The sequence below is a fragment of the Actinomadura miaoliensis genome, assembly GCF_039536785.1.
In the GTDB taxonomy this organism is placed as follows: Bacteria; Actinomycetota; Actinomycetes; order Streptosporangiales; family Streptosporangiaceae; genus Spirillospora; species Spirillospora miaoliensis.
This window is the reverse complement of the sequence record NZ_BAAAZG010000033.1, coordinates 37002-51089: the sequence shown is the minus strand read 5'-3', so window position 1 is coordinate 51089 and position 14088 is coordinate 37002. Positions and strand designations below refer to the sequence as shown.

At 73.9% G+C, this 14088-nt stretch carries 13 protein-coding genes and 1 tRNA gene; 5 read left to right on the top strand and 9 right to left on the bottom strand.

The genetic code is table 11. The features are described 5' to 3' along the window. Positions 1 to 127: 127 nt before the first annotated feature. Together ABD811_RS23055 and ABD811_RS23050 are read right to left on the bottom strand one after the other, a co-directional pair. Positions 128 to 1780 (bottom strand): DNA repair helicase XPB, encoded by a 1653-nt coding sequence (locus tag ABD811_RS23055; RefSeq protein ID WP_344951313.1) that lies wholly within the window; start codon positions 1778 to 1780, stop codon positions 128 to 130. Positions 1781 to 1949: 169 nt separating this feature from the next. After that, positions 1950 to 2315: an ArsR/SmtB family transcription factor gene (locus ABD811_RS23050; protein ID WP_344951311.1), complete on the bottom strand. Its 366-nt coding sequence runs from the start codon at positions 2313 to 2315 to the stop codon at positions 1950 to 1952. Between the two features lie 361 nt (positions 2316 to 2676). On the opposite strand from ABD811_RS23050, the gene ABD811_RS23045 reads away from it, so the two are divergent. Together ABD811_RS23045 and ABD811_RS23040 are read left to right on the top strand one after the other, a co-directional pair. Next, positions 2677 to 2850 carry a hypothetical protein gene (locus ABD811_RS23045; RefSeq protein ID WP_344951308.1) on the top strand — a complete coding sequence of 58 codons (174 nt, stop codon included), beginning with the start codon at positions 2677 to 2679 and terminating at the stop codon, positions 2848 to 2850. After that, entirely contained in the window at positions 2847 to 3329 is a 483-nt protein-coding gene (locus ABD811_RS23040) for a hypothetical protein (RefSeq protein ID WP_344951306.1), read from the top strand. The genes ABD811_RS23045 and ABD811_RS23040 overlap by 4 nt, the downstream gene beginning before the upstream one ends. A 496-nt stretch (positions 3330 to 3825) precedes the next feature. Here the strand turns inward: ABD811_RS23040 and ABD811_RS23035 are convergent, their stop codons facing one another. The 5 genes from ABD811_RS23035 to ABD811_RS23015 all read right to left on the bottom strand — a co-directional run bounded on the left by ABD811_RS23035 (position 3826) and on the right by ABD811_RS23015 (position 9699). Then, positions 3826 to 4320, bottom strand: a complete 495-nt coding sequence (locus tag ABD811_RS23035; RefSeq protein ID WP_344951303.1) for a hypothetical protein — start codon at positions 4318 to 4320, stop codon at positions 3826 to 3828. A gap of 181 nt (positions 4321 to 4501) precedes the next feature. Then, positions 4502 to 6058, bottom strand: a complete 1557-nt coding sequence (locus ABD811_RS23030; RefSeq protein WP_344951300.1) for a TROVE domain-containing protein — start codon at positions 6056 to 6058, stop codon at positions 4502 to 4504. A 285-nt stretch (positions 6059 to 6343) separates the two neighbouring features. Beyond that, positions 6344 to 6404, bottom strand: a tRNA-Ser gene (locus tag ABD811_RS23025). A 225-nt stretch (positions 6405 to 6629) separates the two neighbouring features. Next, on the bottom strand, positions 6630 to 8999 hold the full coding sequence (locus ABD811_RS23020) for a helicase-associated domain-containing protein (protein WP_344951298.1): 2370 nt from the start codon (positions 8997 to 8999) through the stop codon (positions 6630 to 6632). A 79-nt stretch (positions 9000 to 9078) separates the two neighbouring features. After that, positions 9079 to 9699, bottom strand: a complete 621-nt coding sequence (locus tag ABD811_RS23015) for a TetR/AcrR family transcriptional regulator (RefSeq protein ID WP_344951296.1) — start codon at positions 9697 to 9699, stop codon at positions 9079 to 9081. Between the two features lie 157 nt (positions 9700 to 9856). Between ABD811_RS23015 and ABD811_RS23010 the strand changes: the two genes are divergently transcribed. Beyond that, a complete protein-coding gene (locus ABD811_RS23010) occupies positions 9857 to 10543 on the top strand; it encodes a hypothetical protein (protein WP_344951295.1) in 687 nt (228 codons plus the stop codon). Positions 10544 to 10632: 89 nt separating this feature from the next. Here ABD811_RS23010 and ABD811_RS23005 read toward each other — a convergent pair whose 3' ends face one another. Continuing rightward, positions 10633 to 11031 (bottom strand): hypothetical protein, encoded by a 399-nt coding sequence (locus ABD811_RS23005; RefSeq protein ID WP_344951292.1) that lies wholly within the window; start codon positions 11029 to 11031, stop codon positions 10633 to 10635. A gap of 326 nt (positions 11032 to 11357) precedes the next feature. On the opposite strand from ABD811_RS23005, the gene ABD811_RS23000 reads away from it, so the two are divergent. Both ABD811_RS23000 and ABD811_RS22995 read left to right on the top strand, forming a co-directional pair. Then, positions 11358 to 12053 carry an HAD family hydrolase gene (locus ABD811_RS23000; protein ID WP_344951291.1) on the top strand — a complete coding sequence of 232 codons (696 nt, stop codon included), beginning with the start codon at positions 11358 to 11360 and terminating at the stop codon, positions 12051 to 12053. 190 nt (positions 12054 to 12243) lie between these two features. Beyond that, positions 12244 to 12639, top strand: a complete 396-nt coding sequence (locus tag ABD811_RS22995) for a cold-shock protein (RefSeq protein WP_344951288.1) — start codon at positions 12244 to 12246, stop codon at positions 12637 to 12639. A gap of 169 nt (positions 12640 to 12808) precedes the next feature. Here the strand turns inward: ABD811_RS22995 and ABD811_RS22990 are convergent. Further along, positions 12809 to 14088: MFS transporter (locus ABD811_RS22990; RefSeq protein WP_344951287.1), on the bottom strand; the 1280-nt coding region annotated here is incomplete at its 5' end.

Genomic DNA, 14088 nt, shown 5'->3' with positions numbered 1-14088 from the left:
TAAGCTCTTCAGCGCCGATGGTACTGCATGGGAGACTGTGTGGGAGAGTAGGACGCCGCCGGACATTCTCTTAGATAGAAAGGCCCCGCCGTTGAACGGCGGGGCCTTTCGCTTTTTCCGGGAACTCTCAGATCTCTTCGCCCGCCAGGACGGCGTCGGCGTCGACGATGCGGTACGCGTAGCCCTGTTCGGCGAGGAAGCGCTGCCGGTGCGCCGCGTACTCCTGGTCCAGGGTGTCGCGGGCGACGACCGCGTAGAAGCGGGCCGTCTGGCCGCCGGCCTTGGGGCGCAGCAGGCGGCCGAGGCGCTGGGCCTCCTCCTGACGGGAGCCGAAGGCACCCGACACCTGGACGGCGACGGAGGCCTCGGGGAGGTCGATGGAGAAGTTGGCGACCTTGGAGACCACCAGGACGCCGATCTCGCCGGAGCGGAAGGCGTCGAAGAGCCGTTCGCGTTCCCGCACCCGCGTCTCCCCCTTGATGACTGGGGCGTCGAGGAGGGCGCCGATCTCGTCGAGCTGGTCGATGTACTGGCCGATGACCAGGGTCTGCTGGCCGCGGTGGCGGTCCACCAGCGCCTGGACGAGCTTGGTCTTGGTCTCGGTGGTGGCGCAGAACCGGTAGCGCTCGTCCGGCTCGGCCGTGGCGTAGGCGAGCCGCTCAGAGTCGGTCAGCGTCACCCGCACCTCGACGCAGTCGGCGGGGGCGATCCAGCCCTGGTTCTCCATGTCCTTCCAGGGCGCGTCGTACCGTTTCGGGCCGATCAGGGAGAACACGTCGCCCTCGCGGCCGTCCTCGCGCACGAGCGTGGCGGTCAGGCCGAGGCGGCGGCGCGCCTGCAGGTCGGCGGTCATCCGGAAGATCGGCGCCGGCAGCAGGTGGACCTCGTCGTAGACGACCAGGCCCCAGTCGCGGGCGTCGAACAGCTCCAGGTGGGTGTAGGCGCCCTTCCGGCGGGTCGTCATGATCTGGTACGTGGCGATGGTGACCGGCCGGATCTCCTTCTTCGCGCCGGTGTACTCGCCGATCTCGTCCTCGGTCAGCGAGGTACGGCGCAGCAGCTCCTGCTTCCACTGGTGCGCCGAGACGGTGTTGGTGACGAGGATCAGCGTGGTCGCCTTGGCGCGGGCCATGGCGGCGGCGCCGACGAGGGTCTTGCCGGCGCCGCAGGGCAGGACGACGACGCCCGACCCGCCGTGCCAGAACGCGTCGGCGGCCTCGCGCTGGTAGGAGCGCAGCGCCCAGCCGTCCTCGGCCAGGTCGATGGGGTGGGCCTCGCCGTCGACGTAGCCGGCCAGGTCCTCGGCGGGCCAGCCGAGCTTCAGCAGCGCCTGCTTCAGCGATCCGCGTTCGGACGGGTGGACCACCACGGTGTCGTCGGCGATGCGCTCGCCGAGCATGCCGCGGACCTTCTTGGCGCGCAGCACCTCCTCCAGCACCGCGTGGTCGGAGGAGGCCAGCACCAGGCCGTAGGTGGGGTGCTTCTCCAAGCGCAGCCGCCCGTACCGGGCCATCGTGTCGGCCACGTCCACCAGCAGCGCGTGCGGCACCGGGTAGCGGGAGTACCGCAGGAGGGTGTCGACGACCTGTTCGGCGTCGTGGCCGGCGGCGCGGGCGTTCCAGAGGGCCAGCGGCGTCACCCGGTAGGTGTGGATGTGCTCGGGCGCCCGTTCCAGCTCGGCGAACGGGGCGATGTCGGTGCGGCAGGCGTCGGCGAGGTCGTGGTCGACCTCCAGCAGCAAGGTCTTGTCGGACTGCACGATCAGCGGACCGTCGGACACGAAAAGCAGCCCCCGTCAGGCGTCGGAAGTGGGTGGCTCGTTCACAGCCGTCAACTGGAGAAGCACGTTACTCCAGGCCCGCGGTGCGGGCGGAGGTCTCCGCGCGGCCGGACGTACTTGTGTGCAACACGCCGGGCCCCCGGCGTCTTCCCAGGCCGGGCGGTGCCGCCTACGTGGCGGCCGGGGCCCGCGTCGCCGTGGCAGAAGCCCCGGCGGGAGCGGCGGCGGGAGACCCGGACTCGACGGCGTTGAGCAGCGCGTCCAGGAGGCCGGGGAAACGGGCGTCGAGATCTTCGCGCCTCAGCGACAGCAGGTTCTCGCGGCCGGAGGGGCGCTGCCAGATGACGCCGCTGTCGCGCAGGACGCGCCAGTGGTGGGTGAGGGTCGACTTCGACACCCCGTCCAGGATGCTGCCGCAGGACTGCTCGCCGCCGTGCGCGAGGACGCGGACGATGCGCAGGCGCAGCGGGTTGCCCAGGGCGGACAGGACGTTCTCCAGCAGGATCTGGTCCCGGTCGGGGTGCTGAGCGATCATGCATCCAGCCTAGGGGCGGGGACGGACGAATCACGACCGATTGTACGACAGTCGCCAAACAGTCGCGCTGTTCGACGCGATACGTACAGTCGAACCTGTGGTCTACGCCGTGTCGTCGCAGGCCGGGGGCTGGTGACGACGCAGGGCGTCATCCTGCCGGCCCGCGCGGTGCAGGGGGCGGCGGGGCGCTGTCGCTCCCGTCCACCGTCGCGATGATCAACACGCCGTTCAAGGAGGAGGCGCGGCGCGACCGCGCGCTGCCCGTGTGGGGCGGTGCGGGCGCCAGCGGCCTGACGCTCGGCGCGCTGCTGGGCGGTGTGCTGATCGAGGCCTTCGGCTGGTCCGCCGTCTTCTTCGTGACGTGCCGCTGGCCGGGATCGTGGCGCTGGCGGCGCTCGCCGTCATGCCCCGAGACCGGTTGCCGCGCGTGCGGCGCCGGTTCGAGGTGCCCGACGCGCCGATCACCACCGCAGGCGCCACGCTGCTGCTGTCCGCGCTGGTCCAGGGCAAGGAGATCGGCTGGTCCACCCGGTGATCCCGCTGACGCTCGTGCTGGCGGCCGTGCTGGCGGCAGTGCTGGCGCTCGTGCTGGCGGCGGCGTTCGCGGTGGTCGAGGGGCGCGGTGCCGAGTCGTTGATGCCGCACCGGCTGGTACGCAACCGCAGCCTGCTGGCGGGCGTCAGCGTGGCGATCTTCGGTCATCTGCCGTACGGATACAGCGCGCTGGCGGCGAGGCTGGCATTCCTGGTGCCGTCCCTGGCCGTCGCCACCGGGACGCAGTGGGCGGGAGGCCGGCGACGCGCCTGGGCGCGCGCGTCACGCTCGTGGCGGGGTTCGTCGCCGGCGTCGCGGGCATGGCGCTGCTGGCCGTGGGTGGGATGCTCTTGGGCTGCTCGTCACCCTGCTGCTGCGGCGCCGGTCGACGTGCCCGGCGCGTCGACCAGCACCGCAGGCGTCATGCTGCTGGTGTTCGCGTTGGTCCAGGGCAAGGAGATCAGCTGGTCCACCCGATGATCCCGCTGACGCTCGTGCTGGCGCTCGTGCTGGCGGCCGTGCTGGCGGCCGTGCTGGCGCTCGGGCTGGCGGCGGCGTTCGCGGTGGTCGAGGGGCGCGGTGCCGAGCCGTTGATGCCGCACCGGCTGGCGCGCAACGGGGAGCCTGCTGGCGGGCGTCAGCGTGGCGACCTTCGACAGCCTGCCGTACGGATACAGCGCGCTGACGGCGGGGCTGGCGTAACTGGTGCCGTCCCTGGCCGTCGCCACCGGGACGTAGCTGGGCGAGAGGCCGGCGACGCGCCTGGGCGCGCGCGTCACGCTCGTGGCCGGGTTCGTCGCCGGCGCTGCTGGCCGCGGGCGGGATGTTCCTGGGGTTGCTCGTCACCCTGCTGCTGCGGCGCCGTACGGCGGCGCCTGTGGACGAGGAGCCCGCAGGCGTCCGTATGAAGACGGCCGTGTGACAGCGCGGACGTGGCGCCCGGGGGTACGGGTGCCGCGTCCGCGGTTCGCGGCGGTCAGATGTTGCCGGTGCTGTCGTAGGTCGACGACGAGGAACCGGCGTCGACGATGATCGCGATGATGACCACCACGATCGCGATGACCAGCGCCAGCGCGAAGACCACCCAGCTCCACATGGTCAGCGAGCGGGCCGACCCGGGGTCGGTGGCGGAGCGGCTGATGGCCAGCGAGGACGTGACGATGCCCGGGATGGCCAGCACGTTGCAGCAGGACACGACGAGCAGGACGTTGCAGATCAGCGCCGCGATGGCCAGGCCGTTGCCGCTGTGGCCTTGGCCGGGCACACCGGGCGGGCCATAGCCGTAGGAGGGCTGCTGGGGTGTGCCGTAGCCGTAAGAGGGCTGCTGCGGGGTGCCGTACTGGCCGTTCGGGTCCCATCCGGGCTGCGCGGCGGGGTCGGACCAGCCCGCCTGCGGCGTGTTCTGCCAGCCGCCGTCCTGCTGCCCGTAGGGGTCGCTCCACCCGGACGGCTGCCCTCCGTACCCGCTCACTCGGGGCCCCTTCCGTAGCGATCGGACCGGCCGGTCGCCCTGCCCGGCGAGCCGCGGTCCGTCCGGTTTTGTCGATTGGTTGGACTGTGCAGGCTATCTGTTGGTTCATCCAGATCCGTAGCCGGTGGCGGGAAGCGGCCGCGGCCCGGTGTGCGCGCGGCGGGGCCGTGCGCACACCGGCTCAGAACGGCCAGTCGGCGTTCCGGCCGGCCTCGATGAGCGGAATCATCGAGAACGCCGCGTCCGACAGCCCGCCGAACGTGTGCCGTGTTCCGGCACCGGACGGGCCGTGGCCGTGCCGGTAGCCGACGAGGTTCCACGTGTAGACGGGCACCTGCTGCGGCACCGCCCGCGTGGGCTCCTCGCCGCGGGAGCCCCACCACGCCTGCTCGTCGGTGACGATCACCACGCGGTCGTGGCCGCGATAGTTGTCGCGCACCGCCTGCGCCGTGTTCGTCCCGCCGAGCGAGCCGAACCGCTCCACCACCTTCAGCACCGACTCGCGGCGGCGGAACGGCACCGGGGCGTGGCCGGTGCCGAACTGCACCAGGTCGGCGTGCTCGGCCCGCAGCGCCAGCGCCGCGCCGAACACCGCCGCCGCGTCCGCCGAGGTCAGGTCGGAGCGGGCCGACAGCCGTCCGAACATCGACCCGGAACGGTCGACGAGCACCAGCGTGCGGCCCGGCAGCGCCGGGACGTTCGCCAGCGACGCGTCCAGCGCCCGCTGCAGCGGCCACGCCCAGCGCAGCGACGCCGCCGCCCGGTAGGCCGCCAGGAACCGCATCGGCAGCACCCGCGACCGCGCGACCTGCTCCCGGTCGCCCAGCCGCTCGGCCACCCGTGCGGCGACCTCGTCCGACACGCCCGCCTGGTCGAAGTTGCGAAGGTTGCGGAGGAGCGCGAAGTAGCCCATCGACGGGATGATCCGCTCCCAGAACGCCGCCGACAGCGGCCCCTGGATCCAGCCCGCCAGCGACTCCCAGGTCATCCCGGCGTCGGCGAGCACGCGCTCGGCGTCCGGACGGTCCAGCAGCGCGCGCCGCTCGTCCACCGGCAGGGCCAGCAGCTCCGCCCGGGCCCGCAGCGTCGCCAGCGACGCGGGGATGTCCCCGCCGCGGCCGTGCCGGCGGTCGATCGCGTGCCGGAACAGGTCGCCCTGCCACGGCGTGCGCGGCCGCGGATGGGTCAGCTCGATGACGTCGCCGAACCGGAAGTCGCCGCCGTCGTACTTGATCAGCGAGCGTTCGCCGTAGAGGCGGCGGACGGCGTCGGCGACACCGCGCTTGACCGGCTGCGGCAGCGCCCGCCCGTACCGGCCGTGCCAGTACGCCAGCAGCTCCCCAGGCTCGTCCGCGCGGCGCAGCGCCGCGGCGATCATCGGGCGGTTGCCGCCCGCGCGCCGCTCGGCCAGCCGCGCCCGCACGCCCTCGGCGGCCGCGACCACGGCGGCCGAACGCATCCCGGCGTCCGCGCGCAGCCAGCCGATCATGCGGGCCGTCCAGTCCGGGTCGTCCAGCGCGACCTGGCCGGCCAGCGTGCGGAACCGCTCGTCGCGCTCGTCGGCGCCCTCGTAGAACGTCTGCTCGCCGACCATGTTCGACACCGCGAGGAGGAAAAGTTCACTCTTGGGGTCGCGCGCATGGCCCGGGGCGCCCTCATGGGTGCGGGCGGTGGGCGTGGACCGGGACCGCACGGCGCTCAGCGCGCCGGCCAGGCGTGAACGGTTGAACTTCGCCATGTCGGTACGGGCCTCCTGTCGGCCGCCCGAGATCAGGTCGCGCGCAGGTCGCGCGTGGGCGCCGGGGCGGCGCACCGGGCGGCGGAAAATCGGGGGCCCCTCCCGAGTTCAGATCGGCCGAAGTGCTGTTGGACCCCACAATGGTGGAATCTCAAGGAATCGAACCTCAATCAACCCGAAGTAACTCCGGCCTGCGCACCGGGAGGGGCGAGTGAAAGGCGCGCCCGAGAACCGGGCGGCGGCGGTACGTAAGCGCTCTATCCGGCTGAGCTACCGCCCGGAGAGTCGGGCGGACAGGACTCGAACCTGTGACCTCTCCATTATCAGTGGAAGTAACCGCTGCCTGCGCATCGGGCGCGCACGTCGTCGTCGTTCCGCGAAGCCGTCGGCGTCAGCACCGTGGATTCGGTGGGCGCGGCGTCGTCCGGAGGACGGTTTCGGCATTCGCTCGCCGCCGACGACATATGCGTCTCGCGGTTCGCACCGGGTCCTCCTTTCGCCGTCGTCGTGACGTTCTCAACCGTGCCGCATTCGTCGCGCCGACGGCAACCGGATTTTCCGGTGCGCGTTTCTAGGAGTCGATTTCGGAGACGCCGGTGATGCGGTGCAGGGCGAAACGCTGGACGGCGGCGCGGGTGGCGTCGTAGCCGGTCAGGTAGCCGCCCTCGACGCGCACCGGCTCGACGATGCGGCTGGACGACTGGCCCTGCTGGTCGAGGTAGCCGATCCACACCCGGGCGCCGCGGTCGACGGCGTCGCGTAGCAGCTCGACGGTCGCGGCGGCGGGGGAGCGGGGCGGCTCGCCGGACGGGGCGGACGCGGCGTGCTCGGCGCCGAACCGGGCGGCCTCGTCCCCGGCCCGCAGCGCGCGCACCGCCGCCGCGATCATGGCCTCGTCGGCGGTCGCCTCGGCACGCAGCCGTGTGATCTCGGCGGTCGGCGGCGGTTCGGCGCGGTGCGCGTCCGGACGGGTGATGATCACGCCGCCCTCGGGGGACTCGGCGACCGGCGCCAGCCCCAGCGACCGCAGCCCCGCCAGCAGCTCGCCGCGCGACAGCGCCGACGCCAGCACGGTCGGCGCCAGGCGTTGCAGCCGCAGCGGGGCGGCGCGCCGGTCGGCGAGGATCTCGTCCAGGACGGCGGGCGAGTCGGTGCGCACGTACGAGGCCATCGCCCCCACCCGCAGCGTGCCGTGCCGCCGCGCCACGTCCTCGATCAGGTACGTGAGCGGCTGCGGCAGCGGGGTCGCCGAGTGCCGGGTGAGCAGGGCGGTCAGCTCGTCGGCGGTGCGGCCCGCGTCGAGGGCCCGGCGGATCGACCCGGCCGTGAACCGGTAGACGGTGGCGCCGCCGGTGGACTCCACGTCGGCGGCCAGCGCCAGCTCCCGGGCCAGCTCGGTGACCAGCGGGCCCGGCGCGACGGCCGTCAGGTCCCCCTGGATGAGGATCTCCTCGACCGGACGCGGCAGGTGCTTGTCCAGGCCGGGCGCGGGGTCGGCGCCGTCGAGCAGGTCGCGGGCATGGGGGGCGAGCTGGCCGAAGCCGGTCAGGCCGAGCACGGCGGCCTCGCGCAGCGTCCAGTCGACGAGGCGGTCGCGCAGCGGGCCGGACCGGCGCGGCCGCCGCCAGGTCAGGCGGGCCCGCACCGCGTCGGCGTCCACGGCCAGCCCGGGTTCGGCCTCGGCCAGCTCGCGCAGCACCGCGACGCGGGTGGACGGGGCCAGGGGCCGCACGGCCGCGTCGCCCAGCGCGTTGATCAGCCGGTCGCGGTCGTCGCGTTCGCCGACGAGCCCGGCGACGCGGTCGGACCTCAGCCAGCCGTGCGCCAGGTCCGTCCAGCGTCCGGCGGTGTCCTGCAGCAGCCACACGTCGTAGGCGGGGGTGGGCAGCCACTCGCCGTCCACCTCGCCGCTGTGGGTGAGCAGGCCCGCCGCGTACGCCGTCTCGATCAGCAGCGCGGCGTGCCACTCCTCGACGTCCAGCAGCGCCGTGGCGGCCCGCAGGTCGCGCACGGCCAGGCCGCCGCTGCGCAGCATGGGCGGCGGGTCCAGGCCCCAGCGTTCCAGCAGGTCCTCGACCATGCGGACGGCGGTGAACGCGGCCCCGGCGGCGGCGCGCGCCACCACGTCCTCCTGGCGTTCGCCGGGACGGGCGGGCGCGCTGCCGGGCCGGCCGGTGAGCGGGGGCGGCTGGGCGGTGACGTCCTGGAAGAGCCGCCCGCCGCGCAGATACAGGGCCACCTCGCGGGGAAGGGTGACGGTGCGGTCGTCCTCGGCGGCGAGCAGGCCGCGCGCCAGCAGGCGCTCGATCGGGGTGGCGGCGGTGCCGACCCGCACCGGGCGGCGGGCGTCGGCGACACGGCCCATCGGCGGCCCCCAGGTGAGCTGGGCGAGGGCGGCGCGCGCGTCGGCCCCGGCGTCGGCGATCAGCGGTTCGGGGTCGGCGAGCAGCTCGGCCAGGCGGCGCAGCAGCCGGTCGGCGTCGGGGAACCCGCGCGGCTTGGCGTCCAGGTCGGTGATCAGCCCGACGAGCCGTTCGGTGGGATAGGTGGCGAACACCTCCCGCGCCGGCGGCCCCAGCCCGGCGGGGTGCGGCAGGGCCTGCCGGACGCCCGGCGCGGCGGCCGTCCGCTCCGAACCCCACACCAGGCCGTGGCCGCGCAGCCGGTCCAGGGCCGCCGCGGCCTCCGCCTCCGTGACGCCGATCGCGTCCGCCAGCGCCCGCGGCGCCGGGTCGGGCAGGACGAGCACGGCCTCCAGCACGGCCAGGGTGAAGCGGTCGAGCCGGTCCAGCGCGCGGGAGATGGCGGCCGGGGCGGCGGCGCGGGCCGCGAGGGCGCCCAGGTCGGCCGGGACCGGAGTGATCAGCTCGGGCCGCGCGGACAGCAGGGCGCGCAGGTCGGCGTCGTCGCGTGCGCGCAGCCAGTCGGCGTAGGTCTCCATGCCGTTCCCAACCTAGTCGGCGTGGAGGCGTGTGCGGGGAGAGCCGGGCGAGGTGAGGACCGGTGGACGGCGGGCGCGGTCAGGAGGACGCGGGGGCCTGCTTCACCAGGCCCATGCCCAGCCGGGCCCAGCTCGCCACGAAGCGCTTCTCGTCGATGCGGGTCGGCGGCTCGTACATCGACTCGTTGGCCAGCCAGTAGTTGACGACCGCGCCGCCCAGCACGGAGGCGATCGCGGGCCAGTCCTCGTCGGCGTCGGCCAGCTCCGGCTGCTCCGACAGCCACTGCGCGATGCCGTCGTACAGGGGGTTGACGATCCCCTCGCGCATCTCGGCCACCAGGTGGGGGAACTGGTCCAGGTCGCGGAACAGCACCCGGATGAGGTCCTGCTCCTCGCGCATCTTGGCCAGCCCGGCCTGGCAGGTCATCCGCAGCCGGACCTCCAGCGGGCGGCCCTCGTACTGCTTGGCGTGCTCGAGCACCTCGCTGACCTGCTTGCCGGTGCGCTCGATGTGCTCGCGGATGGCGGTGGCCAGGACCTCCTCCTTGGAGCGGAAGTGGCGGTACAGACCGCCCGCGCCCGGCGACAGCCCGGCCGCCGCCTCGATCTCGGCGACCGAGGTGGCCGCGTATCCGCGGTCGGCGAACAGCCGCAGCGACTCGGCCACGATCCGCTCGCGCGTTGAAGTCGGCTTGGTCACGTGTTCCTCCGCAAGAACAGTAAGGCATGTTCGCGCTGGCCGTATCCGTCCGATGCCCGGCACGCCCGGATCGTGACGCGACTCGCACCGTCCCCGGCGGCTAGAGTTCGTGCTACGCCTCTTATCCGGAAAGGGGCGTACGGGAGGGACCGAGCGAATGGCCGTACTGCCGCGGAGGAGGATCCGCGGATCACCGCGCACGCTGATCGGCGGAGCACTGCGCATCAGCCGAGAGGCTCCGCACGCGCAGCCCCACGAGGCTGCCCGCACCGAGTCCGACGAGCTCGCCGAGCTCACCGGGCTCGCCGAGCCCCACGAGAGCCACGAGCCCGCCGGGCCTGGTCGGCCCGGGGCGCCGGGCGTCCAGGGCGCCGCGCGCACGGGGGCGCGCCGGGCGTTCCTGCCCGAGGACTTCGTGGTGCCCACGCTGGTCGCCGGTCCGCGTTTCCGCATCCGCCCGATCACCGTGCACGACGTGGTCAAGGACTACGCGGCGGTGCGGGGCAGCCTGGAGCGGCTGCGCGAGCGGTTCGGGCCGGACTGGGGCTGGCCGGACGAGGAGTTCACCTTCGACCAGGCGCTGATCGACATCGCCTGGCTGCAGAAGGAGGGCCAGCTGCGGCGCTCGTTCAGCTACGCGGTCACCACGCCGGACGAGGAGCGCCAGCTCGGCCGCATCCACATCGCGCCGTCCGACACCCCCGACGCCGACGCCGTCGTGGTGTTCTGGGTGCGCGACGACCAGGACGACCCGGCCCTGGAGCGGGAGCTGGAGGACTTCGTCCGCGAGTGGGTCGTCACCACGTGGCCGTTCAGCACCGTCCGTTTCCCCGGCCGCGACTGACCCGGCCGCAGCCGAGCTGACCACGACCGGACCGCGACCGGGCCACGACCGGCCCGGCCGTGCGGACCGCCGGGCGGGTCCGCGCGGCGTCAGCCGAGGCGGCGGACCAGCCCGACGACGATCCGGCCGACCAGCAGGTACACCAGGGCGGCCAGGCCGTAGTTGACCGCCACCTCGATCTTGGCGTTCGCGGGCTGGAAGACGTCCTTGAACTGCCAGGCCAGGTCGTGCGCCCACCCGGCCACGCGCCGCACCAGCTCGTTGCCGGTGTTGGCCTCGAACGCCACGAACACGATGTGCACGGCCAGCACCAGCACCACCACGGTGGTGACGAGCGAGACCACCCCGGCCAGCACCGAGACGGCGCGCCTGCGGGCGGACCGGACGCCGCCGCCCGACAGCCGTGCGCGCCACCCGGGGGTTCCGCCCGGCCGGCCGCTGCCGCCGCCGCTGTGGCCGGTCATCGTGGTCTCGGTGTTGTCCGCCATGGCGCCCTCTTTCTCGGGATGGGGCGGATTGCCGTCCGACGGGGGATCGTTTGGGGGCCGCGCGCCCTTTCGAGACGCGCGTTTTTCCTGCTGAGAGGGTTCGTGCCGGGGTCGCCGGGTATATCCGCCGCACAACGCCGCCGGGTCGGGCGACCGGGCAGCGGCCGTACACAGGACTCCCGCGCTCCCCTACTCGGATCCCGTCGCATCGCCACTACCAGGGGAGCGCGGGGCTGTACGGGGCACGACCCCGGGGCACGCCGGGACGCCGCCCCGGCGGGTGGCCGTCGCTTCTTCCCCATACCTTTCCCTTTACCCTGTGTGGCGTGCTGGAGCCAGTTTCGCCGCGATTCGCCGTGGGGTTCGACCTCGACCTGACCCTCGCCGACACCCGGGCCGCGATCGGCGCGGTCTACGCCGCCCTCGCCGCCGAGACCGGCGTGCCGATCGACGTCGAGGCGGTCGTCGCGCGGATCGGGCCGCCGCTGGAGGTGGAGCTGGCGTACTGGTTCCCGCCGTCCGAGGTGCCCGCCATGGCCGACCGCTACCGCGCGATCTATCCCGACGTGGCGGTGCCCGCCACCGGGCTCATGCCCGGCGCGGTGGAGGCGGTCGACGCGGTTCGGGCGCGGGGCGGCCGGGTCATCGTGGTGTCCGGCAAGAACCAGGCCGACACCGAGCGGACCGTGCGCTTCCTGGGGCTGGCGGTGGACGAGGTGGTCGGCGGCCTGTTCGGCGCGGACAAGGGCGTGGCGCTGCGGCGTTACGGAGCCGGCGCCTACGTCGGCGACCACACCGGCGACGTGGACGCCGCCCGGGCCGCCGCCGCGACGGCGGTGGGCGTCGCCACCGGCGCGTTCGACGCCGCCGCCCTCACCGCGTACGGCGCCGACGTGGTGCTGCCGGACCTGCTGGCGTTCCCCGGCTGGCTCGCCGGCTTCGGCGACGGCGCGGGCAACGGGGCGGGCGACGGTTCGGCCCGGGTTTCCGGCGAGCTCTCGGGCGACGGTTCGGCCGCCTGATTCGCCCCCGGCCCGGCTTTTTCCGGAGCGGTTTCGCCGCCGGAAATCCGGGTGCCCGGAAGGCCCCGCCGCAGGTAGCTTCAATCCGTGGCCTCGTAAGGGCTCCGGGCGGTCGCACACGTGTTCACCGCCCCGCGGCGAGGCACTAATCTTGAGGCCAATTCAGGACGAGAGTTGAACGAGGTCTCCCGTGCCCACTGGCAAGGTCAAGTGGTACGACGCCGACAAGGGATTCGGCTTCCTCACCCGCGACGACGGCGGTGAGGTCTTCGTGCACTCCTCCGCGCTCACCGGCGGCGTCACGTCGCTGAAGTCCGGCCAGCGCGTCGAGTTCGGCGTGGTCGAGGGACGGCGGGGGCAGCAGGCGCTGTCGGTGCGCACACTGGAGACCCCGCCGTCGGTGGAGAAGTCGATCGCCAAGGCCCGCCGCAAGAAGCCCGATGAGATGGTGGTGATCACCGAGGACCTCATCAAGCTGCTGGACGGCATCTCCAACACCTACCGTCGCGGCAAGCACCCGTCCCCCGCCGAGGCCAAGAAGATCGCCACCGTCCTCCGCGCCGTCGCGGACGACCTGGCGCCCTGAGGTCAGGTGACCGCAGCGGAGTTCTGCGGAGCGAGGATCGCCTGACCGAATCGCCGGGGGTCTGGGGGTCGTCACCCAGTCGAGCAGGTCAGGTGACCGCAGCGGAGTTCTGCGGAGCGAGGACCGCCTGACCGACCGACGGGGGTGTAGGGGGTCGTCCCCCACATGACTACGTCGTTTCGGGGTGGGCGTCGGGGACGTGGGCGCGGCGGCGTGAGCGTGTGCGGCGGCGGCCCGGACGGCGCAGCAGCAGCGCGGCCAGCGACACGGCCAGGGCGCCCGCCACGGTCGCCAGGGCCACCCGGCCGTCGGCGACGATCGACATGCCGAGGCCGAGCAGGCCGCCGAGCACCCAGACCAGCTGGTGCAGGGTCTCGGTGACCGCGAACGTGGACGAGCGGACGTCCTCGCCGATCTCCTGCTGCACCATCGCGTCCATCGACAGCTTGCCGAGGGACTGGCCGAGGGCGCCCGCGAACGCCACCGCCAGCGCCGCCCACAGGCCGAACAGCGCCGCGCACAACGCCGCGACGGCCGTGACGAACGCCAGCGTGCCCAGCACCAGCAGCCGGGGCGCGCGTGCCTTCGCCCAGGCGCCCAGGGCGGTGCCGGCCAGACCCCCGGCGCCCGCGCTCGCCGCGAGCATGCCGAGCGCGATGTTGCCGGACACGGGGTCGAACCGTTGCTGCCGCAGCAGGAACGCCAGGTAGAGGATGAGGAACCCGGAGAACGCCCGCAGCGCGGCGTTGGCCGTGACCGCCTCGGCGACGGCGGGGGTCAGGCGCGGCAGCGTCCGCCACCGTCCGCGCCGCCGTGGCCGTTCGGCGCCGTCCGCGGGTTCGGGGGCCGCGTCGGGCCGCGGTGCCGCGTCGACGTCCGGTGCCGTGTCGGCGGGGGAGGGGGCCGCGTCCACGTGCCTGGGCAGGCGGATCGTGACCACCACGCCCAGCAGGAACACCGCCGTGGTGACGCGCAGCAGCCAGTCGGCGCCGATCAGCACCGTCAGCCCCGCCGCGATCGGCGCGGCGACCGCCGCGGCCACCAGCCCGGCGAACGACACCCGCGCGTTCGCCGTCACCAGGGAGATCCGTTCGGGCAGCACCTGCGGGGTCGCCGCCGCCCGCAGCACCCCGAACGCCTTGGACAGCACCAGCACGCCGAACGCGGCGGGCAGGTAGGTCAGCTCGTCGCCGCGCGTCACCGCCCCGGCCATGCCCCAGCACAGCAGGCCGCGCGCGGCCAGCGTGGCGGCGATGGCGTAGCGGCGGGCGTGCCGCATCCGGTCCAGCGCCGGGCCGACCAGCGGGGCGACCAGCGCGAACGGCGCCATCGTGACCAGCAGGTACAGCGCCACCTGGCCGCGGGCCTGGTGCACGTCCAGGCCGAAGAACACCGTCCCGGCCAGCGCGACCGCCACCATGGCGTCGCCGGCGGCGTTGACCGCGCCCG